The organism is Polynucleobacter sp. 86C-FISCH (genome assembly GCF_018882415.1).
GTDB lineage: Bacteria > Pseudomonadota > Gammaproteobacteria > Burkholderiales > Burkholderiaceae > Polynucleobacter.
Genome location: NZ_JACVOL010000001.1, coordinates 1,100,796 through 1,126,731, shown reverse-complemented (window position 1 = coordinate 1,126,731; position 25,936 = coordinate 1,100,796). Strand labels below are relative to the sequence as shown.

26 protein-coding genes and 1 pseudogene are annotated in these 25,936 nt (G+C 45.4%); 11 read left to right on the top strand and 16 right to left on the bottom strand.

Features of this window, described 5'->3' with window-relative positions; translation table 11 throughout:
• Window positions 1-10: 10 nt before the first annotated feature.
• The 4 genes and pseudogenes from proB to rplU all read right to left on the bottom strand — a co-directional run.
• A pseudogene (gene proB, locus ICN10_RS05645) lies at window positions 11-790 on the bottom strand (glutamate 5-kinase); the annotation flags it as partial.
• Window positions 791-811: 21 nt separating this feature from the next.
• A complete protein-coding gene (gene obgE / locus ICN10_RS05640) occupies window positions 812-1,900 on the bottom strand; it encodes a GTPase ObgE (protein ID WP_216213511.1) in 1,089 nt (362 codons plus the stop codon).
• A gap of 87 nt (window positions 1,901-1,987) precedes the next feature.
• Window positions 1,988-2,248 carry a 50S ribosomal protein L27 gene (gene rpmA, locus ICN10_RS05635; RefSeq protein WP_011902041.1) on the bottom strand — a complete coding sequence of 87 codons (261 nt, stop codon included), beginning with the start codon at window positions 2,246-2,248 and terminating at the stop codon, window positions 1,988-1,990.
• Window positions 2,249-2,266: 18 nt separating this feature from the next.
• Window positions 2,267-2,578 carry a 50S ribosomal protein L21 gene (gene rplU / locus ICN10_RS05630; RefSeq protein WP_011902040.1) on the bottom strand — a complete coding sequence of 104 codons (312 nt, stop codon included), beginning with the start codon at window positions 2,576-2,578 and terminating at the stop codon, window positions 2,267-2,269.
• A 75-nt stretch (window positions 2,579-2,653) separates the two neighbouring features.
• Here rplU and ICN10_RS05625 point away from each other — a divergent pair, with 75 nt between their 5' ends.
• Window positions 2,654-3,658: a polyprenyl synthetase family protein gene (locus tag ICN10_RS05625; protein WP_216213509.1), complete on the top strand. Its 1,005-nt coding sequence runs from the start codon at window positions 2,654-2,656 to the stop codon at window positions 3,656-3,658.
• On the opposite strand, the gene ICN10_RS05620 is transcribed toward ICN10_RS05625, so the two are convergent.
• Entirely contained in the window at window positions 3,655-4,590 is a 936-nt protein-coding gene (locus tag ICN10_RS05620; protein ID WP_216213507.1) for a hypothetical protein, read from the bottom strand. The two genes, ICN10_RS05625 and ICN10_RS05620, sit on opposite strands and share 4 nt — an antisense overlap.
• Before the next feature lie 56 nt (window positions 4,591-4,646).
• On the opposite strand from ICN10_RS05620, the gene ICN10_RS05615 reads away from it, so the two are divergent.
• The gene (locus ICN10_RS05615) at window positions 4,647-5,414 is read left to right on the top strand and encodes a fumarylacetoacetate hydrolase family protein (RefSeq protein WP_216213504.1); all 768 of its coding nucleotides are present in this window, start codon (window positions 4,647-4,649) and stop codon (window positions 5,412-5,414) included.
• Between the two features lie 74 nt (window positions 5,415-5,488).
• Here ICN10_RS05615 and ICN10_RS05610 read toward each other — a convergent pair whose 3' ends face one another.
• A complete protein-coding gene (locus ICN10_RS05610; RefSeq protein WP_216213501.1) occupies window positions 5,489-6,508 on the bottom strand; it encodes a 2-dehydropantoate 2-reductase in 1,020 nt (339 codons plus the stop codon).
• A 100-nt stretch (window positions 6,509-6,608) separates the two neighbouring features.
• Window positions 6,609-8,024 carry a sodium:solute symporter family protein gene (locus tag ICN10_RS05605; RefSeq protein WP_216213498.1) on the bottom strand — a complete coding sequence of 472 codons (1,416 nt, stop codon included), beginning with the start codon at window positions 8,022-8,024 and terminating at the stop codon, window positions 6,609-6,611.
• Between the two features lie 118 nt (window positions 8,025-8,142).
• Here ICN10_RS05605 and ICN10_RS05600 point away from each other — a divergent pair, with 118 nt between their 5' ends.
• A complete protein-coding gene (locus ICN10_RS05600) occupies window positions 8,143-9,117 on the top strand; it encodes a squalene/phytoene synthase family protein (RefSeq protein ID WP_216213495.1) in 975 nt (324 codons plus the stop codon).
• Window positions 9,118-9,120: 3 nt separating this feature from the next.
• On the opposite strand, the gene ICN10_RS05595 is transcribed toward ICN10_RS05600, so the two are convergent.
• Window positions 9,121-9,633 carry a methylated-DNA--[protein]-cysteine S-methyltransferase gene (locus tag ICN10_RS05595; protein ID WP_216213493.1) on the bottom strand — a complete coding sequence of 171 codons (513 nt, stop codon included), beginning with the start codon at window positions 9,631-9,633 and terminating at the stop codon, window positions 9,121-9,123.
• A 117-nt stretch (window positions 9,634-9,750) separates the two neighbouring features.
• Here ICN10_RS05595 and ICN10_RS05590 point away from each other — a divergent pair, with 117 nt between their 5' ends.
• Genes ICN10_RS05590 through zapD form a run of 6 tightly spaced genes read left to right on the top strand, consistent with a single transcriptional unit; the run spans window position 9,751 to window position 15,058 of the window.
• Entirely contained in the window at window positions 9,751-11,040 is a 1,290-nt protein-coding gene (locus ICN10_RS05590) for an HlyC/CorC family transporter (protein WP_216213491.1), read from the top strand.
• Entirely contained in the window at window positions 11,037-12,116 is a 1,080-nt protein-coding gene (locus ICN10_RS05585) for a GspE/PulE family protein (RefSeq protein ID WP_216213490.1), read from the top strand. The genes ICN10_RS05590 and ICN10_RS05585 overlap by 4 nt, the downstream gene beginning before the upstream one ends.
• On the top strand, window positions 12,107-13,153 hold the full coding sequence (locus ICN10_RS05580) for a type II secretion system F family protein (protein ID WP_216213488.1): 1,047 nt from the start codon (window positions 12,107-12,109) through the stop codon (window positions 13,151-13,153). Before ICN10_RS05585 ends, ICN10_RS05580 begins: the two co-directional genes overlap by 10 nt.
• On the top strand, window positions 13,153-13,653 hold the full coding sequence (locus ICN10_RS05575) for an A24 family peptidase (protein WP_216213486.1): 501 nt from the start codon (window positions 13,153-13,155) through the stop codon (window positions 13,651-13,653). Before ICN10_RS05580 ends, ICN10_RS05575 begins: the two co-directional genes overlap by 1 nt.
• Window positions 13,608-14,294, top strand: a complete 687-nt coding sequence (coaE, locus tag ICN10_RS05570) for a dephospho-CoA kinase (protein ID WP_370626196.1) — start codon at window positions 13,608-13,610, stop codon at window positions 14,292-14,294. Before ICN10_RS05575 ends, coaE begins: the two co-directional genes overlap by 46 nt.
• Window positions 14,295-14,305: 11 nt before the next feature.
• Window positions 14,306-15,058 (top strand): cell division protein ZapD, encoded by a 753-nt coding sequence (zapD, locus tag ICN10_RS05565; RefSeq protein ID WP_216213484.1) that lies wholly within the window; start codon window positions 14,306-14,308, stop codon window positions 15,056-15,058.
• Here the strand turns inward: zapD and ICN10_RS05560 are convergent.
• The 5 genes from ICN10_RS05560 to ICN10_RS05540 form a co-directional block, all read right to left on the bottom strand.
• Window positions 15,055-15,471 carry an NUDIX domain-containing protein gene (locus ICN10_RS05560; RefSeq protein ID WP_216213482.1) on the bottom strand — a complete coding sequence of 139 codons (417 nt, stop codon included), beginning with the start codon at window positions 15,469-15,471 and terminating at the stop codon, window positions 15,055-15,057. The two genes, zapD and ICN10_RS05560, sit on opposite strands and share 4 nt — an antisense overlap.
• A gap of 13 nt (window positions 15,472-15,484) precedes the next feature.
• A complete protein-coding gene (locus ICN10_RS05555) occupies window positions 15,485-16,342 on the bottom strand; it encodes an ATP-binding protein (protein WP_216213479.1) in 858 nt (285 codons plus the stop codon).
• Window positions 16,343-16,357: 15 nt separating this feature from the next.
• Window positions 16,358-17,593: a bifunctional glutamate N-acetyltransferase/amino-acid acetyltransferase ArgJ gene (argJ, locus tag ICN10_RS05550; protein WP_216213476.1), complete on the bottom strand. Its 1,236-nt coding sequence runs from the start codon at window positions 17,591-17,593 to the stop codon at window positions 16,358-16,360.
• Window positions 17,594-17,661: 68 nt separating this feature from the next.
• The gene (locus ICN10_RS05545; protein ID WP_216213472.1) at window positions 17,662-18,039 is read right to left on the bottom strand and encodes a DUF779 domain-containing protein; all 378 of its coding nucleotides are present in this window, start codon (window positions 18,037-18,039) and stop codon (window positions 17,662-17,664) included.
• A gap of 75 nt (window positions 18,040-18,114) precedes the next feature.
• Window positions 18,115-19,635, bottom strand: a complete 1,521-nt coding sequence (locus ICN10_RS05540; RefSeq protein ID WP_216213469.1) for an aldehyde dehydrogenase family protein — start codon at window positions 19,633-19,635, stop codon at window positions 18,115-18,117.
• A gap of 229 nt (window positions 19,636-19,864) precedes the next feature.
• On the opposite strand from ICN10_RS05540, the gene ICN10_RS05535 reads away from it, so the two are divergent.
• The gene (locus ICN10_RS05535; protein ID WP_216213465.1) at window positions 19,865-21,016 is read left to right on the top strand and encodes a sigma-54-dependent Fis family transcriptional regulator; all 1,152 of its coding nucleotides are present in this window, start codon (window positions 19,865-19,867) and stop codon (window positions 21,014-21,016) included.
• Window positions 21,017-21,029: 13 nt separating this feature from the next.
• Here ICN10_RS05535 and secA read toward each other — a convergent pair whose 3' ends face one another.
• Entirely contained in the window at window positions 21,030-23,795 is a 2,766-nt protein-coding gene (gene secA, locus ICN10_RS05530) for a preprotein translocase subunit SecA (RefSeq protein WP_216213461.1), read from the bottom strand.
• A 24-nt stretch (window positions 23,796-23,819) separates the two neighbouring features.
• On the opposite strand from secA, the gene ICN10_RS05525 reads away from it, so the two are divergent.
• On the top strand, window positions 23,820-24,347 hold the full coding sequence (locus ICN10_RS05525; RefSeq protein WP_255536817.1) for a hypothetical protein: 528 nt from the start codon (window positions 23,820-23,822) through the stop codon (window positions 24,345-24,347).
• 35 nt (window positions 24,348-24,382) lie between these two features.
• Here the strand turns inward: ICN10_RS05525 and lpxC are convergent, their stop codons facing one another.
• Window positions 24,383-25,297 carry a UDP-3-O-acyl-N-acetylglucosamine deacetylase gene (gene lpxC / locus ICN10_RS05520; protein WP_216213457.1) on the bottom strand — a complete coding sequence of 305 codons (915 nt, stop codon included), beginning with the start codon at window positions 25,295-25,297 and terminating at the stop codon, window positions 24,383-24,385.
• 44 nt (window positions 25,298-25,341) lie between these two features.
• Window positions 25,342-25,842 (bottom strand): peroxiredoxin, encoded by a 501-nt coding sequence (locus ICN10_RS05515; RefSeq protein WP_068320303.1) that lies wholly within the window; start codon window positions 25,840-25,842, stop codon window positions 25,342-25,344.
• Window positions 25,843-25,936: the final 94 nt, after the last annotated feature.

The following is a 25,936-nucleotide window of genomic DNA, read 5'->3' as shown; positions in this document are numbered from 1 at the left end:
TGATGGATTACTTGGCGCTCAGACGAGTGCCAATCTTCTCGCCCGCCATTAGACGAGTAAGGACATTGGGTTCGCGCCCAGAAGCAATGACTGTTACTGCACCAGTCTTCACAGCAATCTTGGCGGCTAATACCTTCGTGAGCATTCCACCCTTGCTTAGTTCGCTTGCTGCACCACCAGCCATCTGTTCTAAGGCAGGATCGCCAGCAATAGCATCTGCTAACAATGTGGCATTAGGATTTTGACGTGGGTCTGCAGTAAACAAGCCACCTTGATCAGTCAAAATAACCAAGAGATCTGCATGAATTAAATTGGTTACTAATGCAGCAAGACTGTCATTGTCACCAAACTTAATTTCATCGGTGACCACGGTGTCATTCTCATTAATAATTGGAACGACACCCAATTTCAAGAGAGTATCCAGAGTGGCTCTAGCATTGGCATTTCGTTCCGCATCAGCCAAATCTGCATTCGTCAGCAAGATCTGAGCGCTACGCAAATTGAATCGCGCAAAACAACTCTCATAAACCTGCACCAAACCCATCTGGCCAACTGCAGCTGCTGCCTGCAGCTGATGGATTTCTTGTGGGCGCTTGGTCCATCCCAAACGTTGCATACCCTCAGCAATTGCACCTGAGCTCACCATCAATACTTCATGACCAGCCTTTAATAGGCCTGCCATTTGCTCGGCCCACATAGCAATCGCAGCATGATCTAAACCTTCACCATTATTGGTGACAAGACTAGAACCTACTTTGACAACAATCCGTTGAGTTTTCTTAGCATTCATAGCAATGAGCAAATGGAATATTTAATCTGGTTTTTTATCTTCTAGCTGGTCTTGATAGCGAGGATCTTGAGAACGCTCATCAGCATCATCACGGTCACGACGCACAGAATCTAAATAATCTTGCAAAGAGTAGCAAAGCTTGTCGCAGCCCATGCCAGTCAGAGCAGAAATCTCAAATACAGGGCCTTTCCACTTAAACTTTTTCACAAAGTCAGCAACAACCTTTTTGCGATCCTCTTCAGGGATCATGTCGACCTTGTTAAGCACTAGCCAACGTGGTTTCTCAACTAAGGCTTCATCATACTTACGCAACTCATTCACAATCGCCACGGCATCAGCTACCGGATCAACATTCGCATCAAAAGGAGCGATATCGACCAAGTGAAGCAGCACACCAGTACGTTGCAAGTGACGCAAGAAACGATGCCCTAAACCAGCGCCTTCGGCCGCACCTTCAATCAAACCAGGAATATCGGCAATCACAAAACTTCGCTCAGCACCCACACGCACAACACCCAAATTTGGATGAAGGGTTGTAAATGGATAATCCGCAATCTTTGGACGCGCATTCGAAACGGCAGTAATCAATGTTGATTTACCCGCATTAGGCATGCCCAACAAACCAACGTCAGCTAATACTTTTAATTCCAGCTTAAGCTTCCGGCGCTCGCCTTCTTTGCCATTCGTCTTTTGGCGCGGCGCTCTATTTGTACTGCTCTTGAAGTGAATATTGCCCCATCCACCAACACCGCCCTGCGCCAAGCAAAGACGTTCGCCATGTGTGGTTAAGTCCGCGATAGGCTCGCCAGTTTCGTAGTCAGAAATAATGGTGCCAACAGGCATGCGCAGCTCAATGTCATCGCCAGCGCGGCCATAACAATCCGCGCCACGACCAGGCTCACCATTTTTTGCAGTATGCGTTTTTGCGTAGCGGTAATCGATCAAAGTATTGATATTGCGATCAGCCGTTGCCCAGACGCTACCGCCTTTGCCGCCGTCACCGCCATCAGGACCGCCAAATTCAATGAACTTTTCACGGCGCATAGATGCACTTCCGGCACCACCTTGCCCGGCAATTACTTCAATACGTGCTTCGTCTATAAATTTCATGAATAAAAAAGGCCTCGCTTAGCGAGGCCTGTTCCTAAGAGTTAAATTCGGAATAAATCTGAATCAAACGAGTCTCAGTCAGGCGCCTTATGAACGAGGCAGAACTGAAACTTGGGCCTTCTTCAAAGCACCCTTAACGCCGAATTCCACTTGTCCGTCAATTAAGGCAAACAAAGTGTGATCTTTACCGATACCAACGTTTGCACCTGGATGAACACGTGTGCCACGTTGACGAATGATGATGCTGCCAGCATTGATATGCTCGCCGCCAAATACCTTAACGCCTAAGCGTTTCGATTCTGAGTCGCGACCATTTCGTGTTGAGCCGCCGCCTTTTTTCTGTGCCATATCTTTCTCCTACCTGAATTAGGCTTTAATCGTGTTGATCAAAATTTCAGTGAAATTCTGACGATGGCCTTGGTGCTTTTGATAATGCTTGCGACGGCGCATCTTAAAGATTGTCACTTTATCGTGACGTCCCTGGGAGACGACAGTGGCCATCACAGCTGCACCATTAACCAATGGATCACCTAATTTCAGTGAAGCGCCTTCGCCAACAGCGAGGACTTGGTCAAGAGTGATTTCGCTGCCGATTTCCGCTGGTATCTGTTCTATTTTCAATTTTTCGCCTGCAGCAACTTTATACTGTTTGCCACCGGTTTTTATGACCGCGTACATGGTTTGAAACCTCAATTAATATCTACATTTAAGCTAATCCACCCTGGACCAGCTAAGCCCATTATTATATCTTGCATGCCTAGCACTGTCAAAACCAATGACTTAAGCCAAATCCTGGCCCCAATTGCCTTAGATTTCAAGGCCTTAGATGAGGTTATTCGTCAGCGCTTGGCCTCAAAAGTGGCCTTAATTGACCAAATTTCGACCTATATCATCCAGGCAGGCGGCAAACGGGTAAGGCCCGCCCTTTTGATGTTGGTGGCCAAATCCCTAGCTAACGGCAAAGAAACCCCCCATATTTTGGAGATGTCCGCTGTAGTTGAGTTCATTCATACAGCCACCCTCCTTCATGATGACGTAGTCGACGAATCCACCCTCAGAAGAGGTCGCGAAACTGCGAATGCTGCTTTTGGCAATGCTGCCAGCGTTTTAGTCGGCGATTTCTTGTATTCCAGAGCTTTCCAAATGATGGTGGGCCCAAATGACTTAAGGGTGATGCAAATTTTGTCGGATGCAACCAATACGATTGCTGAGGGCGAAGTTTTGCAACTCCTAAACATGAATGATCCGGAAGTTGATGAAGCTAGCTACCTACAAGTCATTCGCTATAAAACAGCTAAATTATTCGAAGCCTCTACCGAGTTAGGCGCTATTCTTGCCAACGCTACTGATGCACAACGCGAACAAGCTGCTGCATTTGGCCGTCACATCGGCACAGCTTTTCAGCTAATGGATGATCTTCTCGATTACACAGCCAATGCTGCACAAATGGGAAAAAATGCTGGTGATGATTTGCGTGAAGGCAAACCAACTTTGCCACTCATTTACTTATTAGAAAACGGCACTAACGAAGAACGACTTTTAGTGCGTGCAGCAATTGAGCAAAACCAAGATTTACCAGATGATGTTTTTGCACAAATTCTGGCTGCCGTACAAAACTCTGGTGCACTAGATTACACGCAAGCAGCGGCTAAACGTGAAGCAGATCTAGCTCTGTCTTATCTCAAAGACTTCCCTGCAAACCCAGCCAGTCAAGCGCTAGAAGCACTCTGCGCATATTCACTTACAAGACAAACCTAAGCTCCTAAGGTCTTAACTCTCAGCTCGCGTGCTGTAATTCGCGTCTGCTCAGCCTCTTCACGCAATCGTGTAATTTCCTGCGAAGACAGTCTATCTAGATTGGAGTAATCCATTTTCCAAGAAGGATCATCAGACCATCTCAATGGTGACTGAACGGTTGTGCGTGGTGCAGGAGCAGACTCCAGAAGACGCAAAGCTAATTGAAAATTGAGATCCTGCGAAGCAACGTCACTCGGCTTTGCTGCAGCATTACCCAAAGGAAAATCACTAAACAACAATCGCGGTACGCCGCAATACTCAACAATGTCTTTTGCAGCACCCATCACCACAGTTGAAATTCCTGCAGCCTCCAAATATCCCGCCAATAAACTTTGACTCTGATGACAGATCGGGCAATTCGGAATCAATACCGCTACATCCACACCATCTGCTTGAAGCATTTCCAAAATACGTGGGGCATCTATTTCTAATGTATGGCGCTGACTGCGATTAGTGGGCAAGCCATAAAAATTAGGTGAAAGCGCACCCACCTCCCTCGTTGCGGCCGCTCTCTTAGCAGCTTCCAGCGGAAACCAACAATTACCGTCTTCCATATTGGCATTCTTGCGATCAATGCCGACATGAGCAATCCGTAAATCAACTTTCCCTTCGATGGATTGCTTATACGGCTGATAAAACTTAGCTGATGAGTTGTAAGGAGCACCCTGACCCTGAGGACCCTTATCTGAGTCATAGGGAACGGCTGTAGTAATAAGGCCTAATACTGATTGAGCTAGAGGCTTTTTGAGGGGAGTAAAGGGCACATCAAGAAAGTGAGCCCAAACATAAGGATGTTCGTAGCCCAAGCCTAAGTAATAACTTCGGGTGCGCTCCATATAGCGAACCGGCTGATCCTGTTCTGGTGCAAATTCAAGCTCAGAAGTCTTAGACATCAATTCATCCCTGTAAGATATTGCATATCAAATATTTAACTTCATAGGAACTTATTATGGCTCAGTGGCTTAGATTTCAGCATCAAGGAAAAAGTGGTTTAGGACAGGTACAGGGCGACCAAATCGCCGTGTACGAAGGTAATTTATTCAACGGACCCAAGGCGACCGGTGAAACCATCAAATTATCTGATGTCACCATCGACATCCCATGCACCCCTTCAAAAATGGTGGCCATGGTCGATAACTTTCATGCCTTAGTCACCAAACTTGAACATGCGGTACCAGCTGAGCCTTTGTACTTTCTCAAAGGGAATAACTCTTTCTTGGCAGCAAACCAAGTGATTCGCACGCCCAAATCCTACACAGGAAAAGTAGTTTATGAGGGCGAACTTGGCATTGTGATCGGCAAGCGCTGCCATGAGGTAGATGAAGCAGAGGCTGCAAAGGCAATTTTTGGTTACACCTGCATTAACGATGTAACAGCTATTGAAATTCTGAATCGCGATCCCGGTTATGCACAGTGGACGCGTGCAAAGAGCTTTAATACCTTTGGTGTATTTGGCCCCTACATCACCACCGATGTTGATCCAAGCAAACTAAGCATCAAGACGATCCTCAATGATCAAGAGCGTCAAAACTACCCAATTGCAGATATGATTTTCTCGCCTGCAAAATTAGTCAGCCTGATCTCGCAAGATGTGCCACTCGAAGCAGGAGACATCATTGCTTGTGGTACTTCCGTAGGCGTCGGCTCAATGAAGCCGGGAAGCAATGTCAGCATCATCATTGATGGCGTAGGACAACTCGATAATCGCTTCGAGTAATTTAGAGTCCAGAAAAGCAAAAACCCTTGCTATGTTGAGTAGCAAGGGTTTTTTATTTGCAGTAACTTTACTTTTTAGTAGCCTGATACTGAAGGCAAGGCTAAGCTGCCCTTAGAAGCTTGGACGTTTTCATCCAGATACTTCGTCAAAGCAAAAACGGTATTCAAGCAAGGGGTCGGAGTTTGCGTGATCTTGCCAAGCTCAATCACTGAACCTAACAAAGCATCAATCTCCAAGCTACGACCAGCTTCTAAGTCTTGCAACATAGAGGTTTTGTGTTTACCAACTTTTTCAGCGCCCGCAATACGACGCTCAATATCAACCCGGAAAGTAACGCCCAACTTCTCAGCAATAGTCTGAGCTTCGGCCATCATGTTACGCGCCAACTCTTTGGTCAATGGGTATTGGCAGATACCTTCCAAGGTACCGTGAGTTAGAGAGCTAATTGGGTTGAAAGTCATATTGCCCCAAAGCTTGAGCCAGATCTCTGAACGAATGTCGTCCAAGATAGGTGACTTAAATCCAGCCGCGCCCATCATCTCGGACATCTTCTGAATGCGCTCTGTAGTCTTGCCATCCAGCTCGCCCAATGGGAAGCGGTTACCTTCCACGTGACGAATCACGCCAGGTGCTTGAGTAAAGGTTGCTGGATACACTACGCAACCAATAATGTTGTTTGGATTAATTGCATTCTTAGCAACACCACCAGCATCCACTGTTTCCACAGAGTGATCTTGATAGTCGCCACCAAGCTTCTGGAAATACCACCAAGGAATTCCGTTTTGCATTGGAATCAAAATGGTTTCTGGACCCATGATCGCAGCTAAGTCATCAATGATCGGCTCCACTTGATGCGCCTTCACTGCCAGAATGACTACATCTGGAGTTTCAGCATCACGAATTTTTTCCACAGCTTTTACTTGGGCAACCAAAGGCTCTGGTTGGTCATCCATAATCAGAGCAAGACCACGCTCTTTAATCGCCGCTAAAGTTGCGCCACGAGCAACAACAGTGACATCGTTGCCTGCTCGCGCCAACATGACAGCCAGGTAACCGCCAATAGCGCCACCCCCACCGATCACACAGATTTTCATAGGAACTCCATAAGAACTAAAAATTTTGAATTGGGTCTATTTTAATTGGGTTTTTGCGCTGCAGCAATTAAGGTTGCCTAATTTTTAAGCAACCTTTAACTTAAATGACCTTTAATTGATCTCTAGGCACTAGGCTACCTAAAAGCATGCCTGCAATACTCGCCACCAAGCCAGCCAATTGAGGGGGCATGATGGCATCAGGCGCCAAAGTTTCGCAGCTGATCCAGACCGTAAGACCCCCAACCACCGCCAACAAGCCACCTAAAGAATTGGCTCTTGACCAATACACACCAAGCGCCAGGGGAACAAAAGCAGCCACCAAGGTCACCTTGTAGGCGTTCTCAACCATTTTGAAGATTGAAAGGTTTGAGTTAATCGCAAAAAATGTGACCACCACCGCGAAACAGAGCACGGTAATTCGCATGACTTTTAGCAAATCCTGGTCTGACAAATGCTTAAAAAAGCCTCGCACAATGTTTTCGGCAAATGTGACTGATGGAGCCAATAAGGTGGCACTCGCACAACTCTTAATCGCCGATAAAAGCGCCCCAAAGAACATTACCTGTGCAATTAATGGCGCATGATTCAGAATCAGTTTCGGCAAAATCATTTGTGGATCGGTATTTAAATATTGCTTCACCAAATCCGGACTAATCAAGATTGCTGAGTAAGCCAAGTACATTGGCACAAAAGCAAAAATGAAATACAACACGCCGCCCAGCAAAGCAGCTTGAACAGCAATATTGACATTCTTAGATGAGGTAATCCGCTGGAAGACGTCTTGCTGTGGAATAGAGCCCAACATCATGGTGCACAAAGCGGCGACAAAACCCAAGATGGATGCCAAATTCATATCCGGCCAGAAGTTACTAAATTGACCAGCTGCGGCCGCATGTTCAATGACTACGCCAATGCCACCAGTCTGAGAGGTCATTTCACCGCCGATATAAAGCATGCCAATCACAATGATGATCATTTGAATAAAGTCGGTAATGGCAACTGACCACATACCTCCAAACAAGGTGTAAATCAGCACGCTACCCGCACCAATCAACATGCCGCCTGTCTGAGAAATACTGCCCTCAGACACAACATTAAATACGAGACCCAAAGCTTTAATTTGTGCAGCCACCCAACCCAAGTAAGAAACCACGATACAGAGAGTTACTAAAACCTCTACAGTGCGCCCATACTTTTCGCGAAAGAAATCACCAATGGTGAGCATGCGACGGTTATAGAGATGCCGTGCAAAAAAGAGGCCGACCAAAATCAAACAAAGGGATGATCCAAATGGATCAGAAACTACACCCCCTAAACCCTCTTTGAGAAAAGTAGCGGGAATTCCTAAAACAGTTTCAGATCCAAACCAGGTAGCAAATACCGTTGCAGTAACGATCGGCAGAGGAAGGCTATGACCAGCCGCAGCAAAGTCAGCAGTATTTTTGACTCGCAGGGCAGCCCACAAACCAATCCCTACCGAGACAACCCAGTAAATAATGACGAACCAAATTAGCACGCCTACATGCTCCTTCTGAAATGTGATGAAATTATATGTCCATGTCACTTTTAGCAGTTAGCAAAAAGCGCCCATTTGGAGTGCTCCACGAAAGGCGCTGGTCTGACATAATTCAAGAGTGAGAGCGCCTAAGCAAACCCCAACACCCAACCCCTCTGCTGATCTGGCCTACCAAAAAGCCATCCTAAGCTCTGTATCGCGTACATTTGCCCTCACCATACCGCTCCTGCCACCAAGCATCGAAAAAGTGGTTGGCAACACCTATTTGCTTTGCCGCATTGTTGACACTATTGAAGATGCAGCAGAATTAAGCGCCCAGACCAAGCAGTCACTCTCGGCGCTTTTTTTAGATGCCGTTCTTGAAAAGACGCCAGTTGAAAGTTTTGTTGAACCCTGTCTTGATGCATTAAAAAATTACAGCAATCCAGATGAAATTGATTTGATTGCGAATACACCAACAGTTTTACGAATACTGCACACCTGCTCCAGCAATGACCAGCAGGCAGTTAGTCGCTGCGTTTCCATTATGTCGGAAGGGATGTCCTTCTTTCATAGCAAACAGAATCAAGCGGGCCTTCAAGACCTCGCAGAGTTCGAAAAGTATTGCTATGTCGTTGCTGGCGTAGTTGGTGAGCTTCTTACCACCATATTCAGCAATCATTCCCGGGCTTTTGAAAGAGCGCTCGTAGGGCATGAGAATCTTGCTATCGCATTTGGTCAAGCACTACAAATGACCAACATCCTTAAAGACTCGCCAGAGGATAAGGCGCGCGGAGTTTCATGGAAGCCAATGAATGTGAGTCAGGCGGAGCTTTTAAAGATTGCCTATCAAAAACTACAAGAGTCTTTGCAATATATTCTGCTGATTCCTAAAGAAGAGCTAGGCATGAGGCGCTTTTGCTTTTTGGCTTTCGGGTTAGCAGTGATGACGCTTACAAAAATTGCTCAGCGCGCAGAATTTAATAGCAAGGATGAAGTCAAGCTTTCCAAAAGCGCTGTGATGAAGTTTTATGGCTTTACCAAGATTGCCGTTAAAAGTGATGTCCTAATGAAGGCTTTTTTCTACCTCAACAGTAGAGCCTTAATTAAATAAAACTTACAAAGCACCCTCGTGCTTTAAAAGCCAGAGCTTAATTTGGCGATACAAACCTGGGGAATCCTCTTTCATAAACCCCCCAATTCCTTGCGCAGAAACTACTCTATGGCAAGGTGCAATTAAGGGGTAAGGATTTGCACCACATGCGGTGCCCACTGCCCGTGGACCACTCTTAATTTTCTTGGCTACCTCACCATAAGTTTTTGTTGTGCCGGCCGGTATATCTTGAATGCTGGTCCATACCTTTTTCTGATGTTCAGTACCCACAGGTTTTGTAGGCAAGTCAAATTGCCAGGTAGGGTCTTTAAAGTACGCCTTGCACTGGCGTGCCACCTCTTTTGCTAGTGCATTTTTTGGTGCTATCAAAACCTCTTCTGCTGGTAAGTAGTCAATTTTTGACAACATTAAACTTCCCTCCACCAGTTCCGTCAAAATTCCCAGGCGACCAAAAGGCGCTGCAATCACACAGTAACTTGGACTATTCGTGGTGAATGGCGTTGGAGAGGCTGTCATAGGGATTCATTCTCACATAATTAAACAGGTTGGCTGACCACTCTTTACACTGTGGCTATAGCTTGCTACATATCACTTTGCTATATTGACTCATCCTTACTTTTTTAGGCAGACCACATGGACACTTTTTTTGACGATTGGCCGTTTTACGGTCAAGTTGCTCTAGTCCTATTTTTACTCGCACTCTCTGGCTTCTTCTCGATGGCAGAGACCAGCATGCTGTCCTCCAATCGTCATCGTCTCCGTGCAATGGCCAATAGCGGTAATGCAGGAGCAGCGCTGGCTGAAAGACTCCTAAAACGTATTGATTCACTGCTATCCGTTCTGCTGATCTCTAACAATCTTATTAATACCGTTTTACCTATCCTGGTAACAGGTATTGCCCTGCATATTTTTGGTGACAGTGGTCTCGTACTCTCCATAGCAACCTTAGTGGTTGCATTGCTGATTATTATTTTTAGTGAAATTACCCCCAAAGTTATTGGGGCGGCATTTCCGGAAAAAATTGCATCCAATGTTGGCTGGGTTATTTTGCCGCTGACATTTTTACTGAAGCCTTTGCTCTGGTTTATTAATAGCTTTGTGTCGGGCCTGATGAAAGTCTCTGGCCTGCAATCGTCCTCTGATAGCAGAGCCATGAGCAAAGAAGAATTACGCAGTCTAGTGTTGGAATCAAACCGCTTTGTTTCCAACCATCATCGCAATATTTTGCTCAACTTGTTTAATCTAGAAAACATCACCGTTGATGATGTGATGACACCTAGATCCAAGATTGAAGTTTTAGACCTATCAAGACCCATTGATGAAGTGGTTCAACAATTAGAAACCTGCTATCACAATAAATTGCCAGTATGTGACCAAGACTCTGAGCGAATTGTGGGCATCCTCTCGGTCAAAAAGGCCTTGTCATTGTTGGGTGATACAGACTTAAAGCATGAGGATTTTAGAGTCCTGCTAAATGAGCCCTACTTTATTCCGAGCGGCACACCAGTCTTGCAGCAAATGCAGTTTTTCCAAGACAATCAACAGCGCTTAAGCTTGGTTGTAAATGAATATGGCGAAGTGCTGGGTCTAGTCACGTTTGAGGATATTGTTGAGGAGCTGATTGGTGAGTTCACCACCTCTTTCTCCAATCTTTCAACCGATCCTCATTGGCTTGATGATGGGACCTATCTAGCAAGTGGTGGCGCCTCACTAAGAGACCTTAATCGCCTACTTAATCTCAACCTTCCTTTGGATGGACCGCGCACATTAAATGGCCTCATTCTTGAAAAGCTAGAGGCAATTCCAGATCACGATGTCAGCATTCGTATTGCAGGCATAGTCATGGAAATTATTCAATTTGATGAACATGGCGTAAAAACAGTAAAACTCTATCGCCCATTGCAAGACCAAGAGCAAGATTGAGCATTGCTCAAGATGACTCACTAATCATTCGCACTTGGTATGAAATTGCCGCTCATGCCCTAGATGCTAGAGCGAGTGATATTCATATTGAGGCTGGAGCCCAAGCCACCATCATTCGATTTCGTGTAGATGGTTTATTAAGAGTTCACTCGCACTACCCCATTGAATTACATGAACGTCTGATTGCACGCGTCAAAGTTCTGGCTCGCTTAGATCTTGCAGAGAAACGACTTCCACAAGATGGGCGTCTTTGTATTGGGCACAATTTCTCCAAGCCCGATAGAGATTGTCGCGTCTCAATTCTGCCAACCCTTCATGGAGAAAAAGGCGTCATTCGAATACTGCCAAGCTGTACTGAAGATCTTGATCTTGAGGAAATTGGCTTTCTTCCGGATCAATTGTGCGAAGTCCAGCATGCACTTGCCCAGCCCAATGGATTAATCATCGTGACAGGACCCACTGGCAGCGGCAAGACTCGCACTCTATATAGCTGTCTAAGGTATCTCAACCAATCTCATCGTAATCTTTGCTCCGTAGAGGATCCGATTGAAATTCGTCTGGCAGGAGTTAATCAAGTTGCCTATCATCCACGGGCAGGGCTAGACTTTCCAACCATCATCCGCGCCCTACTAAGACAAGATCCTGATGTCATCATGATTGGTGAAATACGCGATGCTGCCACAGCGAACTTAGCGATTCAGGCAGCACAAACAGGACACCTCATTCTGAGTACCCTACATACCCGTAATGCACGCGGGGCTGTACCAAGACTTCAGCATCTGGGAATTGATCAAGAGTCTCTGGAGTCTTGTCTATTGATTGTCAGTTCACAGCGCTTAGTCAGAATGACTTGCCATCAATGCCTCAATCATCATTCGAACGAAAAAGCTCAATGCTTAAGCTGCGGTGATAGCGGCTACTTTGGACGTATTGGGGTTCATGAAGTACTTAGTCAATCCAAACTCTTTGATCCATCCCATTCATTTACTACTATGCGAGCAGCTGGATTAGCTCATGTACAAGCCGGATTAATTACCCAAGCGGACCTAGAATCAGAAGTAGGTGCATGGCACTGAGCAAGCAAGATCAATTGCATTTTGCCGACCAACTCCTAACACTCCTCGAGTCCGGCTTACCACTTCTCAATGCAATTGCACTCATATACTCCACCGCACCCAAGTCCTGGTTACCCTGGATTAGTGGCATCTATGCGCAACTAAAAAAGGGAGAGAGCTTTTCTCAATGCCTACGCAGCCAACAAAATCTATTTTCTATGGAGTTTATTAATTTGATTCGGGTTAGTGAACGTACAGGCGACTTTAATCTAGCTCTTAAAACAATCTGCGCACAACTTGAGGCTCAAATAGAATTGCGACGAAAAATTCAACAGGCGATGAGCTATCCCATGATCACCCTGACAAGCTCCTGCCTACTGGTAATTGTGATGATGATTTGGGTTGTGCCGGTCTTTAAGGATGTATTTGCTCATTTTCAAGCAGAGCTGCCAGCCCCAACGAAGGCATTGATTGATCTATCCGCCTGGTTTGAGGCGTTTTATATTGAGATGGTGATAACTCTAATCAGCCTAGTCAGTCTCTTTAGTTTTGCATGGATCAAGCTTCCTAAACTACAAAAGCAATGCGATCGACTCAGCTTCTGCATACCCTTAATTGGACAGCTCCTCAGACTAGCTACACTGACTTATTGGTGTCGCACATTAGGCCATCTGCTGAAATCTGGATTACCACTGCCTGATGCCCTCAGAGTTACCGCCCAATCATCAAACCATTGGCTTAGCCATGATTTCAGCGCTGAAATATTTAAGCACTTGACCCGCGGCTGGTCGCTTGGGGATGCAATAGTAAAAGCCGATCCTCGACATTCACTATTTGACCTTGAGACACTGCAACTCTTAAGAATTGCCTCGGAAAGTGGTGCGCTCGCTGATATGCTACTGAGGCGCGCAACTGTATTGAGCAACCAATTAAGCAATCGCCTAAATACCCTCAGTCATAGTTTGGAGCCTTTATTGATTATTGTTGTTGGACTCATCATTGGAAGCCTAGTCATAATCTTGTATCTCCCCATCTTTAACCTAGGACAAATTGTTTAATGGCCAATCTTGTTTTTTCAGAGTGGATTCAAATATTCCTAATATTGGTCTTAATGTATTTGGCATACTTTGATTTGCGCACCTTCAGGCTGCCCGACATCATCACCCTGCCGCTCATCTTCACGGGCCTATTATTCAATAGCCTTTCAAACCAAGGTTTTGCCTCTTTTCAAGATTCAATCATTGGCGCCATTCTTGGCTATTCAGGTCTCTGGTTATTAAATTCACTCTATCGCGCACTCAAGAAACAGAATGGCATAGGCATGGGAGATGCAAAACTCTTAGCAGCCTTGGGAGCCTGGCTTGGCTGGCAGCCATTACCCGGCATTCTTCTCACAGCATCTCTGACTGGACTGATTGGTGGCGTTATTTGGCTAGTGTGGAATAAGCAAAATCATCGGGCTGCTTTTCCATTTGGCCCCTTTCTTGCTATTGCTGGCATCATTGAGTTGTTATGGCCACAGACTATACAAACACTCCTGCTGAGCAAGCTAGCCTAGGCGCATTAAAAGGGCAATTGCCCCTTGTTGGCCTAACAGGCGGTATTGGCTCGGGTAAAACGGCAGTTAGCGATGAGTTGGCCAAGTTGGGAGCGGGTATAGTTGACACCGATCTGATTGCCCACCAGATTACCGCCCCAGGTGGTGCGGCCATTCCTTTAATTCAAAAGCAGTTTGGTGCGGAATTTATTGATCCCAGCGGAGCGCTAGATAGAAGCAAAATGCGCAGCTTAGTTTTTGCGGACCCTAAGGCCAGGAAATGCCTGGAGAACATTACCCACCCCTTGATTCGGCATGAAACGATTAAACAAGCCCAGCAATTGCTAGAGGAAAAGGCTCCTTACCTTGTTTTTGTAGTCCCGTTGTTAATTGAGTCTGGCAATTGGAGGCCCCTGCTGGATTATTTAGTGGTAGTGGATTGCCCAGAAGAGACCCAAATTGAACGGGTGATGCACCGCAGCAAATTACCCCGTAACGAGGTTGAGGCAATCATTAAAGCCCAAACAAGCAGAGCTGAGCGACTTGCTTTGGCCGATATGGTGATTGAAAACCAGGGATCCCTTGATCAACTTAAAGCAGAAGTCGTGAGCTTGCACCAAAAAATCTTACAGATTCAGAAAGATCGCTCGAGTTCGTCATAGAATATGGGCTTGTGATTGTCTACGAATACCCCTTCAATGAATTAGTTCGAAGCATGCTTCGGCTGGAGTATTTGTTCGCCCGCTTTAATCACTTTATTCGCTCGGATGACCCTGAGTTACACCACAACGCTATTTCTATCTTGTTTGATCTTGGGGATATTGGCGCTCGCGGTGATATCAAGTCATTGCTACTCAAAGAATTTGAGCGCCAAAAGTATGCGCTCAATGGATTGAAGTCATCACAAAAAGTAGATCAAGAAGCGCTTACACAAACTCTTTCTGAAATTGATGCTGTTGCTGCTAGCATCAACCAATCTGCTGGCAGACCTAACTCCGCTATTACCGAGAGTGAATGGTTAAATGCAATTCGTACTCGCCTAAATATTCCAGGCGGCACAAGTCCAATTGATTTACCTAGCTATCATGCTTGGAAAAATAGTCCCACTTCTGAGCGTCGCGAATTGCTTGAAAAATATATTGGTCCACTCTTGCCTTGGCAAGAAGCATGTCAATTATTTTTGCGATTACTTCGTCAATCGGGCGAGGCTAAAGATGTGGTTGCACATAATGGATCATTTCAACAAGCTCCTTCTGGCAAGGTATATCAATTAATGCGTATTGCCGTTGAAGATGACACTTTATTTTCTGAGATCAGCGCGAATAAATATTTGCTCTCAGTACGCTTCTTAAAGTCGGAAAGCGATAAAAAAGCACAACTGGTTAATGCAGATGTGCCATTCAAGCTAACCCTCTGTCAGCTTTAAGCCAAAGCCCTTCTAAGGCACTCCAGCATTGGCCAAGCGGCCGGCAGTAACGGCTCAACACTAGGCGATTCTGCAGCAATTGACTCCCAAGATAGTGCCTGTCCTTCACACCCCTTAGGTATACCAGACCAACTCCGAATGATGCTGACATATAGGCGAACATAGGCATGAGGATAATCATGCTCGAGAACCGTTAGCTCTTCACTTGCATGTATATCAATACCAAGCTCTTCTTGTAACTCTCGTTGTAGCGCCTGAAAAACGGTCTCGCCTTTTTCAACTTTACCGCCAGGAACCTCCCAGTAACCTGCGTAAGGTTTCCCCTCTGGTCTTTGTCCCAAAAGATAACGGCCTTCTTCATCGATCAATATTCCCGCTGCAACAACAGTAATGGGACGCTGGATTTCAGTCATGAAAATAATTCACTTAGGATTTTGAGCCGGCCCAGTGTTTGGCAAATTGCCAAGCAACACGCCCTGAACGTGATCCACGCTCCAAAGCCCAAACCAAGGCCTCAGGACGAGCCACTTCAATCTCCTTGGAACTCAAGCCAAAATGCTGCAACCAATGAGCCACGATCGCTAAATACTCATCTTGTTTAGGTGGATAGAAAGATAACCAAAGGCCAAAGCGCTCAGACAAAGAAATCTTTTCTTCTACAACTTCTCCAGGATGAATTTCACCATCATCGTTATGAACATAACTCTCGTTATCCTTCATATATTCCGGCAATAAATGACGGCGGTTAGAGGTGGCATAAATCAAAATATTGTCGACCTGGGCAGAAACGGAGCCGTCTAAGGCTGATTTCATGGCTTTGTAGCCGGATTCCCCATCCTCAAAAGAAAGGTCATCACAAAAAATAATGAAGCGCTCTGGACGCTCTGCTAAGAGCTCAGTAATGTCAGCCAAATCTGCCAAATGCTCTTTTTCAACCTCAACGAGGCGTAGACCCTGGCTAGCAAACTCATGCAAGCTTGCCTTAATGAGAGAAGACTTTCCGGTCCCTCTCGCACCAGTCAACAAAATATTATTGGCTGGCTTCTTCTGAATAAAGTTTTTTGTATTGTCACGAATGGAATCGCGTTGACGATCAATATTTTGCAAGTCTTCGAAGGTGATGTCGGATACATGCTTTACAGGCTGCAAGAATCCAATGCTGCCAAAAATACTATCGCGACGACGCCATCTAAATGCAGTTGAGGATTTCCACTGCTCATCAGTTAAAGGCTTAGGTAAAAAAGTATCGAGGTGGTCTAAAAGACGATCTAATTTTTCATTCATATTTCAGGCTGTCTTTTATGAGCGGTAGTCTGCATTAATAGATACGTAGTCATGAGATAAATCACATGTCCACATAGTTTGTGTAGCTGTGCCACGACCCAAATCAATCTTCACAGTAATTTCTGGAGCCTGCATTACCCTCTGACCATCTGCCTCTTGATAAGTAGGATTGCGTCCACCATCTTTCGCAACCCAAACATCGCCAAGCCACATTTGCACACGGTTAACATCTAAATCAGAAATACCTGCGTAACCAATTGCTGCAAGGATGCGCCCTAAATTGGGATCACTTGCAAAGAAAGCGGTTTTCACCAAAGGTGAATGGGAAACTGCTTTAGCAACCAAGCGGCACTCTTCAGGAGTTTTTCCGCCAACCACTTCAATAGTCATGAATTTAGTAGCGCCCTCGCCATCACGCACGATCATTTGCGCCAGCTTGCGAGCTAATGAAATTAACGCATCTTTCAAGATTGTGTAGCTAGGATCATTCGCAGATTGAATCTGAACTACTGACTGACCAGTAGCCATAATGATGAATGAGTCATTCGTCGATGTATCGCCATCAATCGTGATGGCATTAAAAGAAAGGTCTGCAACTTCACGTGTCAGGTTGCCCAGTAGACCTGGAGCAAATCCTGCATCAGTCGCAATAAACCCAAGCATCGTCGCCATATTAGGATGAATCATTCCCGCACCCTTACAGATGCCTGTAATGGTCACTACGCCAGCAGGCGTCTCCACAGTGACTGATGTGGCCTTAGGTTGAGTATCGGTGGTCATGATGGCTTCAGCCGCATCAAGCCAGTTGTCCTCACCCAAATTGGCTACCGCGTTTGGCAAGGCGGTGATAATTTTTTCAATCGGTAGCGGCTCAAGAATCACGCCCGTTGAAAAAGGCAAAATTTGCTCAGGATTAATCTTCAAATCTTTTGCCAAAGCAGCGCAGGTTTCTAAGGCATGCTTCATGCCTGACTCACCTGTTCCAGCGTTAGCATTGCCGGTATTGACTACCAAGGCCCTTATTTCACCGTTACGACCCTCTTGAGCCAAATGCTCGCGACAAACTTGCACAGGAGCAGCGCAAAAACGATTCAGGGTAAAAACACCCGCAACCTGGGATCCAGGCACCAAGGTCATCACCAGAAGATCTTTACGATTTGCCTTCTTAATTCCGGCTTCAGCGATGCCCATCTGAAAACCTTTAACAGGCTTGAGTTCGGCTTTTTGGGGGAGAGGTAGATTAACTGTCATAGTCCGATAATTGTAGATCAGACACCCCTCTCAAGTGATGGCATTTAGTCCGCAAATCAAAGCTTAATTTAAGCAAGATCCTCCAGCACTTTTTGCTCAATTGAAGCCCACTCTTCATCGGTAAATAATCTTGAGCGCGTATGAAACGCCTTTCCAGTAGAGCCTTCAAGAGAGAAGGTGCCTCCCTGCCCATCAATTACATCCAAAATAAGCTGAGTGTGCTTCCAATACTCGTATTGCAGCTTGCCAATATAAAAAGGCACTCCACCAACCTCGCCTAATTTCACATCGTAAGGCCCAATGGTTAAATCGGTAGGTAGATAACAGTTGGCAGCACTGTTATCACAGCATCCTCCTGATTGATGAAACATAATTTCTCCGTGTTGAGCCTTTAACTCGGCAATTAAAGAAAGTGCATCATCAGTAGCAACTACACGCTCAACCATAATATTTCTCCAATGACAAGTATGACAAAAGGGCGGTTCAAACCGCCCTTTTAAAAACACCAAACCTATTACTACTTAGAAGAATCCAAGTTTTGATTCACTATAGCTGACTAAAAGATTTTTCGTCTGCTGATAGTGGTCTAACATCACTTTATGGGTTTCTCTACCGATACCAGATTCTTTATAACCACCAAATGCAGCATGAGCAGGGTAAGCATGGTAACAATTGGTCCATACACGCCCAGCCTTAATTGCACGACCCATGCGGTAGGCCACATTACCATTGCGAGACCAAACCCCGGCACCCAGGCCATAAAGCGTGTCGTTTGCAATTGCCAAAGCCTCTGCCTCATCCTTAAAGGTGGTAACCGCTAAAACAGGGCCAAAAATCTCCTCTTGGAAGATGCGCATTTTGTTGTGGCCTTTAAACAAGGTTGGCTGAACATAGTAGCCGCCCTCAAGATCACCACCTAGATTCGCCTGAGAGCCTCCAATTAAGAGTTCAGCACCCTCCTGCTTACCGAGATCCAAGTAAGACAATATTTTAGTAAGCTGCTCTTTTGATGCTTGAGCACCCATCATGCTGTCGGTATCCAACGGATTGACATGTTTAATTGCAGAAACACGTTTTAGAACTTTCTCCATAAACTTGTCATAGATACTTTCCTGAATCAGCGCCCTTGAAGGGCAAGTACATACTTCACCCTGATTAAATGCAAACAGAACCAAGCCTTCAATCGCCTTATCTAAGAATCCATCATCTTTGTCCATCACATCAGCAAAGAAAATGTTTGGCGACTTACCGCCCAACTCAAGAGTTGCTGGAATAAGGTTGTTTGCAGCAGCTTGGGCAATTACACGCCCCGTAGAGGTGGAGCCTGTAAATGCAATTTTTGCAATGCGCTTACTGCTAGCCAAAGGCATACCAGCCTCACGACCAAATCCGTTGACGATATTTAAAACCCCCGGCGGCAATAAATCAGCAATCAATTCAGCCAATACCAAAATTGAAATCGGAGTTGACTCTGCTGGCTTTAAAACTACGCAGTTTCCTGCAGCTAAAGCAGGCGCCAATTTCCAGGCTGCCATCAAAATTGGGAAATTCCATGGAATGATTTGGCCGACTACGCCCAATGGCTCGTGATAGTGATATGCAATAGATGTTTCATCAATCTCCGATAGAGAGCCTTCTTGAGCACGGATACATCCCGCAAAATAGCGGAAATGGTCAACCGTTAGCGGAATATCAGCATTTAGTGTTTCACGAATTGCTTTGCCGTTATCAACAGTTTCTGCATAAGCAAGCAATTCAAGATTTGCCTCAATACGGTCGGCAATCTTTAACAATATATTTGAGCGATCCGTTGGAGAAGTCTTGCCCCATGCATCTGCTGCCTTGTGCGCCGCATCCAAAGCCAATTCAACATCTTCCGCACCAGAGCGCGCTGCTTTTGTGTATACCTTACCGCTTATTGGAGTAACTACATCGAAGTATTGACCCTTCACCGGGGCAACCCATTTACCACCAATGAAATTATCGTATTGCGCTTTGTATTGGACTTTAGCGCCCTGGGCGCCTGGTTGTGCATAAATCAAAATGTTCTCCCTTATGAAACATAAAAATCATTCATCCAGATCAATGAATGTCCATGACAGCCACTTTCACCCAAGCGCAAGATTCAATCAATCAGATGCAGTGCAGCAATTTTTGAAAGCGTTAAATTAAAGGAAAAATGAGGGTATTTCCTAGTCTCAAAAAGATAGAACTGTTCATTTATGTGACAACCTATTCGTCTTAGAGCTCAACTCATTTCTATAGATCAATATGAAGGCCTCCAATCTTAGGGACATCAGGAAAAGCTGGTTGCTTCATGGCGAGCCACCCAAGACTGATCTAGAGAGTCAGCTAGGCCTTACTGTTTATCGCTCATGGCAAAGATGCCTAAAGTCTGGTCTTGAAGCATTTCAGAAACAAGTTCCCGACAACATCTTAAGTGGACAGATACTTCAATCTCGTATTGAACATCGACATGAATTAATTGCTATCGCCAAGCCGACCATGAACTACTTACACGGTCTGATGGCAGGAAGCGGAGGCGTCATCCTGCTCTCCGATCACCAAGGCGTCATAGTTCACTCAGTTGGTGATGCACAGTTTGTTTCCAAGGCTGACAGGGTCCTTCTTAAAACAGGTGCCTCCTGGCTAGAAAACCATCGCGGCACAAATGCAATCGGCACTGCTTTGGTGGAGCGAGATGCAGTCTCGGTAAATGGATCGGAGCATTTTCTTGAAAACAATGGCTTTTTAAGCTGCACGGCAGCGCCCATATTTTCTCCGGATGGAAAAATTAGCGGGGTTTTAGATATCTCTACTGATAAAAGTGCCTACCATCCCCATACGATTGGTCTAGTAAAGGCCACTGTCCATTCTCTTGAAAAGCAATTATTTCTAACTCAAGAGTCCCGGTACGCCCTCATTCTTAAAATTCACAATAGTCCAGAAGGTCTTGGATCTATGGGTGAAGGTCTAATTGGAATTGATGAAGATGGCACAATTACAGGCATCGACCGCACAGCGCTCTCATTAATAGAAATGAATGCGCTAGATATCGGTGTAGTAAAAATTCAGCAAATCCTTGATGTGACCCTCAGCGAAGTATTTGATAGCGCAATCAAGAGTGCTGGGAAAGTAAGTAAATTCAACACCCATTTTGGAAAGAGTTTATTTCTTAAGATGCAATCAAATCCATCTTATAAAAGTCATACTCATCCAAAAGAAATTGAGAGTGCATCACAAAATCAATTCGGCGATTTGGCGGGTCGGTCTATTTCGGAAGAGTTTGAAGCTGGTGCACTAAAGCAGTTATCTAAAATTGCCATTCAGAAAACTTTAGAAAAAACGAACGGCAATATTAGTCTTGCTGCAAAATTGCTGAGAATTAGCAGAAATACTCTTTATCGGTATTTAAAGGGTTAGCCTTAAATACCGATTAGGCTAATGCACCGCAGCAGTTCTTATATTTTTTGCCACTACCGCATGGACAAGGATCATTGCGCCCCACCTTTGGTCCAGTGCGAAGAGGTGCCGGCTGAATATCAATCGGCGCCCCGCGATCACCGGTTGATCCTGCAACTTCTTTTTCTGGATCAGCGTGCTGATACTGAACATCGGATAGCTTAGCCAAATCATCATTCATCGATTCAGAGGCTTGATCTAACTCGCTTGCACTACGAATCTGAACTGTCATGATGCTTTTAACAACATCATTCTTAATGACGTTAAGCAACTCACCATATAACTCGAAAGCCTCACGACGATATTCTTGCTTAGGATCTTTTTGGGCATAGCCACGTAAATGAATGCCTTGACGCAAATGGTCTAAAGCAGCTAAGTGCTCACGCCAATGACTATCTAAGCTATACAACAGAACTGAACGCTCAAAACTAGCAAAAGATTCTCGACCGGAAAGATCTACTTTTGCATCGTAAGCTTCTTTAGCAGCCTGCAATACACGCTCAACAATTTCAGAATCATCTATGCTATCGGCCGCTTCAACCCAACCCTTTAGATCAACCGTAAGACCCCACTCGCTAGCTAGTGCATTCTCCAACCCAGTGAGATCCCACTGCTCTTCCATAGACTCCAGGGGCACATAAACCGAACAAACTGAACGCAATACGTCTTCACGTAAATTGGCAATTAAATCGCCAATATCGCTGCTCTCAAGCACTTCGTTTCTGAGGCGATAGGTTTCTTTACGCTGATCATTGGCAACGTTGTCATATTCGAGCAACTGTTTGCGAATATCAAAGTTACGACCCTCAACTTTGCGCTGCGCAGACTCAATAGAACGAGTCACCATGCCAGCTTCAATCGGCTCGCCGTCTGGCATCTTCAGTCGATCCATTACAGCGCGTAAACGATCGCCTGCAAAGATACGAAGCAGCGCATCATCTAATGAAAGATAGAAGCGGGAGGAACCTGGATCACCCTGACGGCCTGAGCGGCCTCTTAACTGGTTATCAATACGACGGCTCTCATGACGCTCTGTACCGATGATGTGCAATCCACCTGACGCAAGAACTGCATCATGAATACTTTGCCACTCATCCTGCAATTGCTTAATTTTGGATGCTTTTTCAGCATCGGAAAGAGAGCTATCCGCCTCAATCAACGAAGATTGCTTGCCAACGTTGCCACCCAACACAATGTCAGTACCACGACCAGCCATATTAGTAGCAATCGTGATCATTTTTGGACGCCCTGCTTGAGCAATAATTTCCGCTTCACGAGCATGCTGCTTTGCGTTCAATACTTGGTGCGGCAATTTACGTTGATCTAGCAGTTGCGCGATCAACTCAGAGTTCTCAATTGAGGTAGTACCAACTAGTACTGGCTGACCACGCTCATAACAATCTTGAATATCCTTAATGACCGCATCATAGCGCTCACGAGAAGACTTATAGATTTGATCTTGCTTATCTTTTCTTTGACTAATCCGGTTTGGAGGAATCACAACTGTTTCTAGGTTGTAAATTTCCTTAAATTCGTAAGCCTCTGTATCAGCAGTACCAGTCATACCAGCTAACTTGCCGTACATGCGGAAATAATTTTGGAAAGTGATCGTAGCTAAAGTTTGATTCTCATTTTGAATCTGTACGCCTTCTTTAGCTTCCACGGCTTGATGCAAACCATCAGACCAACGACGTCCCTGCATCAAACGACCAGTGAATTCATCAACAATGATCACTTCGCCATTTTGAACAACATAATGTTGATCACGGTGATACAAAGAATGTGCACGCAGAGCCGCATACACGTGATGCATCAAAGTAATGTTTTGTGGCGCATAAAGGGAATCGCCATCATTAAGCGCGCCTAACTGAACTAATACTTGCTCAGCTTTATCGTGCCCTTGCTCTGTCAGATAAACCTGCTGGGATTTCTCATCTACCCAGTAGTCGCCCGGCTTTTCAACGCCAGTACCATCCGCCTTCTCTTCGCCAATTTGACGCCCTAAGTGAGATGGCAGAGCATTAATCTTGATGTAAAGATCGGTATGATCTTCCGCCTGACCGGAGATGATTAACGGTGTGCGCGCCTCATCAATCAGAATGGAGTCAACTTCGTCAACGATTGCGTAAGCTAAACCACGCTGTACACGCTGGCCCAAATCCTGAACCATGTTGTCACGTAAGTAATCAAAACCAAATTCGTTATTTGTACCGTAGGTAATATCTGCGGCATAAGCTTCTTGCTTGGTAGTGTGATCCATCTGGGATAAATTCACGCCCACCTTCATACCTAAGAAGTTATATAGCTTAGCCATCCATTCGGCATCACGCTGCGCCAAATAATCATTGACTGTTACAACGTGCACACCCTTACCAGTCAGCGCATTCAAATAGACTGGCAGAGTAGCGGTTAAGGTTTTTCCTTCACCAGTACCCATCTCAGCAATCTTGCCTTGATGCAAGGCTAAACCACCTAAAATCTGGGCATCGAAGTGACGCATCTTCATGACGCGGGCACTAGCCTCACGAACAACAGCAAATGCTTCTGCGGCAATGTCATCCAACGACTCACCAGAAGCTAAGCGAGACTTGAATTCAGCAGTTTTTGCGGCAAGTGCAGCATCATCCAAAGATTGCAGGCTCGCCTCAAAAGCGCCGACCTTAGCAACGACTTTGCGATACTGTTTTAAGAGGCGGTCGTTACGACTGCCGACCAGGGTTTTAAGAAGACCGATTACCATGGGATATTGAAGAAAATTAAGTCCTTGAGTTTATCACCCGCAACCCCATTTTTTATGAACTTCACCCCTAAATCATCCCGCAAGCACACAGCCCATGACTGGATGGATTACCTACGAGAATCCGATGGGCTTGGGGGGATTTTGGCTAAAACAGAGGATCTGGCAAAACTGAAGGGGCGGATCCACTCAGCACTTTCTACCCTGGATTTAGGTCACCTCAGCTCAAAAATTGAAGCTGGCTGGCGCTCTGGCTCAAAAGATGAGCTCTTTTTACTGGTGAACAGTGCCAGCATTGCTAGTCGCTTACAGCAAATTTTACCTAGTCTAATCAAAGAGTTAGCTAATTCTGGCTTAGTATGTAGCGCAATAATGGTTCGGGTTAAACCAGCCCCACCAGTCTGGGAGGTAAAAGCCAGACCAGCCGAACGGGAAAAGCCAAAAGGCTTAAATGAGGCAGCTAAAAAGTCTTGGGAGTCTCTTTTGGAGAAATTAGGGCCAGAATCAGGCCTGCGCTCATCTATCGAGAAACTACTCAAAAACAAGCCGAAGTAGGCTAAAAGACAGCTTCGAAGATTGTTTCGAGCTTCTTAGAAAAAGAGGGGTTGGCTTTCTTGGGAATAGGCTTCAGGAGCCTTATTTTCAGCAAAGGAGCTAATTTCGTAAGAGCTTGGATCTTCCAAAAGCTTACGCAAAAGTGCGTTATTGAGGGCATGCCCTGACTTTTCAGCAACATAAGCGCCCACAATTGGGTGACCAATGAGGTAGAGATCACCAATCGCATCTAAGATTTTGTGACGCACAAACTCATCTTCATAACGAAGTTCTTCGTTATTCAAAATGCGGTGCTCATCTAAAACAATCGCGTTATCTAAACTGCCGCCACGTGCCAAACCCATTTCACGCAATGCTTCCACTTCGTGAGCAAAACCAAAAGTACGTGCGCGACCAATTTCACTGCGATAAGCGTGTTCTGCAAAATCCACTACAAAACGTTGTCCAGTTTTATCTACGGCTGGATGTTTAAAGTCAATCGTAAAGTCCAACTTAAATCCAAAGAATGGTTCTAAGCACGCAAGCTTATCGCCTTCACGAACCTCAACTGGTTTTTTAATCACGACAAATTGACGTGGCGCCTCTTGCTCGGCAATACCCGCTGATTCAATTAAAAACAAAAATGAAGCAGCGCTGCCATCCATGATGGGAACTTCTTCGCCATCAAGTTCAATTAATAAATTATCCAAACCTAGCCCAGCACAAGCGGATAACAAATGCTCTACAGTTGAAACACGTACACCATCTTTCTGAATTACAGAGGCTAGTCTTGTATCGCAAACCGCCAAGGCAGTTGCGGGAACAACTGACTGCTCAGGCGTATCCACCCTAACAAACTGAACCCCTGAATTCACTGGCGCAGGCTTGATAGAAATCGTCACCTTGCGGCCAGAGTGCAAGCCAATCCCCACGGTTTTTACCGGAGTTGCGATAGTGCGTTGCTTCATCATATGTGGGTATCTAAATTCAGGAGATATTCGTTAGTAAATTCCGATTACAGCTTTTTCAAAATAGAAGCTGCATCACTTACTTCAAACTTGCCAGGAGCTTCGCGATCAAGTGACTTCACAACGCCGTCTTCAATAATCATGGCATAACGGTCAGATCGCACACCAAATCCACGAGCAGTTAAATCCAATTCTAATCCGAGCTTTTTGGTGAACTCTGCACTACCGTCACCGAGCATGCGAATCTTCTTACCTACTTTTTGATCGCGCCCCCATGCACCCATCACAAATGGATCATTTACAGAAACACACCAAATCTCATCAACACCTTTAGCTTTAATCGCATCAAAGTGCTCAACATATCCAGGCACATGCTTAGCAGAACAAGTAGGCGTAAATGCACCTGGCAATGCGAAAAGTACGATCTTTTTACCGGCAGCTAACTTCTCAACTTCAAAGGCATTTGGCCCCAAGGAGCAGCCCTCGGTCTCTTCATTCATAAATTCATAAAGAGTAGCGTTCGGTAATTTTTGTCCAACAGCAATCATGACATCTCCAATAAATAATTGTTAGTAAGCATGCCAACGCAAGCGCGGGATTCGTCGTCCGGAGGGGCGCCGCGCTGGCATTTTGCAATTACCT

Excerpts from the sequence above, each read along its gene's own strand:
- ICN10_RS05515 (WP_068320303.1), bottom strand. The coding sequence starts at position 25,842 with ATGATTGCTGTTGGACAAAAATTACCGAACGCTACTCTTTATGAATTT.
- ICN10_RS05560 (WP_216213482.1), bottom strand. The coding sequence starts at position 15,471 with ATGACTGAAATCCAGCGTCCCATTACTGTTGTTGCAGCGGGAATATTG.
- argJ (WP_216213476.1), bottom strand. The coding sequence starts at position 17,593 with ATGACAGTTAATCTACCTCTCCCCCAAAAAGCCGAACTCAAGCCTGTT.
- rplU (WP_011902040.1), bottom strand. The coding sequence starts at position 2,578 with ATGTACGCGGTCATAAAAACCGGTGGCAAACAGTATAAAGTTGCTGCA.
- ICN10_RS05535 (WP_216213465.1), top strand. The coding sequence starts at position 19,865 with ATGAAGGCCTCCAATCTTAGGGACATCAGGAAAAGCTGGTTGCTTCAT.
- secA (WP_216213461.1), bottom strand. The coding sequence starts at position 23,795 with ATGGTAATCGGTCTTCTTAAAACCCTGGTCGGCAGTCGTAACGACCGC.
- ICN10_RS05610 (WP_216213501.1), bottom strand. The coding sequence starts at position 6,508 with ATGAAAATCTGTGTGATCGGTGGGGGTGGCGCTATTGGCGGTTACCTG.
- ICN10_RS05580 (WP_216213488.1), top strand. The coding sequence starts at position 12,107 with ATGGCACTGAGCAAGCAAGATCAATTGCATTTTGCCGACCAACTCCTA.
- ICN10_RS05555 (WP_216213479.1), bottom strand. The coding sequence starts at position 16,342 with ATGAATGAAAAATTAGATCGTCTTTTAGACCACCTCGATACTTTTTTA.
- obgE (WP_216213511.1), bottom strand. The coding sequence starts at position 1,900 with ATGAAATTTATAGACGAAGCACGTATTGAAGTAATTGCCGGGCAAGGT.
- rpmA (WP_011902041.1), bottom strand. The coding sequence starts at position 2,248 with ATGGCACAGAAAAAAGGCGGCGGCTCAACACGAAATGGTCGCGACTCA.
- ICN10_RS05590 (WP_216213491.1), top strand. The coding sequence starts at position 9,751 with ATGGACACTTTTTTTGACGATTGGCCGTTTTACGGTCAAGTTGCTCTA.
- lpxC (WP_216213457.1), bottom strand. The coding sequence starts at position 25,297 with ATGATGAAGCAACGCACTATCGCAACTCCGGTAAAAACCGTGGGGATT.
- ICN10_RS05615 (WP_216213504.1), top strand. The coding sequence starts at position 4,647 with ATGGCTCAGTGGCTTAGATTTCAGCATCAAGGAAAAAGTGGTTTAGGA.
- ICN10_RS05595 (WP_216213493.1), bottom strand. The coding sequence starts at position 9,633 with ATGACAGCCTCTCCAACGCCATTCACCACGAATAGTCCAAGTTACTGT.
- coaE (WP_370626196.1), top strand. The coding sequence starts at position 13,608 with ATGGCCACAGACTATACAAACACTCCTGCTGAGCAAGCTAGCCTAGGC.
- ICN10_RS05620 (WP_216213507.1), bottom strand. The coding sequence starts at position 4,590 with ATGTCTAAGACTTCTGAGCTTGAATTTGCACCAGAACAGGATCAGCCG.
- ICN10_RS05625 (WP_216213509.1), top strand. The coding sequence starts at position 2,654 with ATGCCTAGCACTGTCAAAACCAATGACTTAAGCCAAATCCTGGCCCCA.
- ICN10_RS05545 (WP_216213472.1), bottom strand. The coding sequence starts at position 18,039 with ATGGTTGAGCGTGTAGTTGCTACTGATGATGCACTTTCTTTAATTGCC.
- ICN10_RS05575 (WP_216213486.1), top strand. The coding sequence starts at position 13,153 with ATGGCCAATCTTGTTTTTTCAGAGTGGATTCAAATATTCCTAATATTG.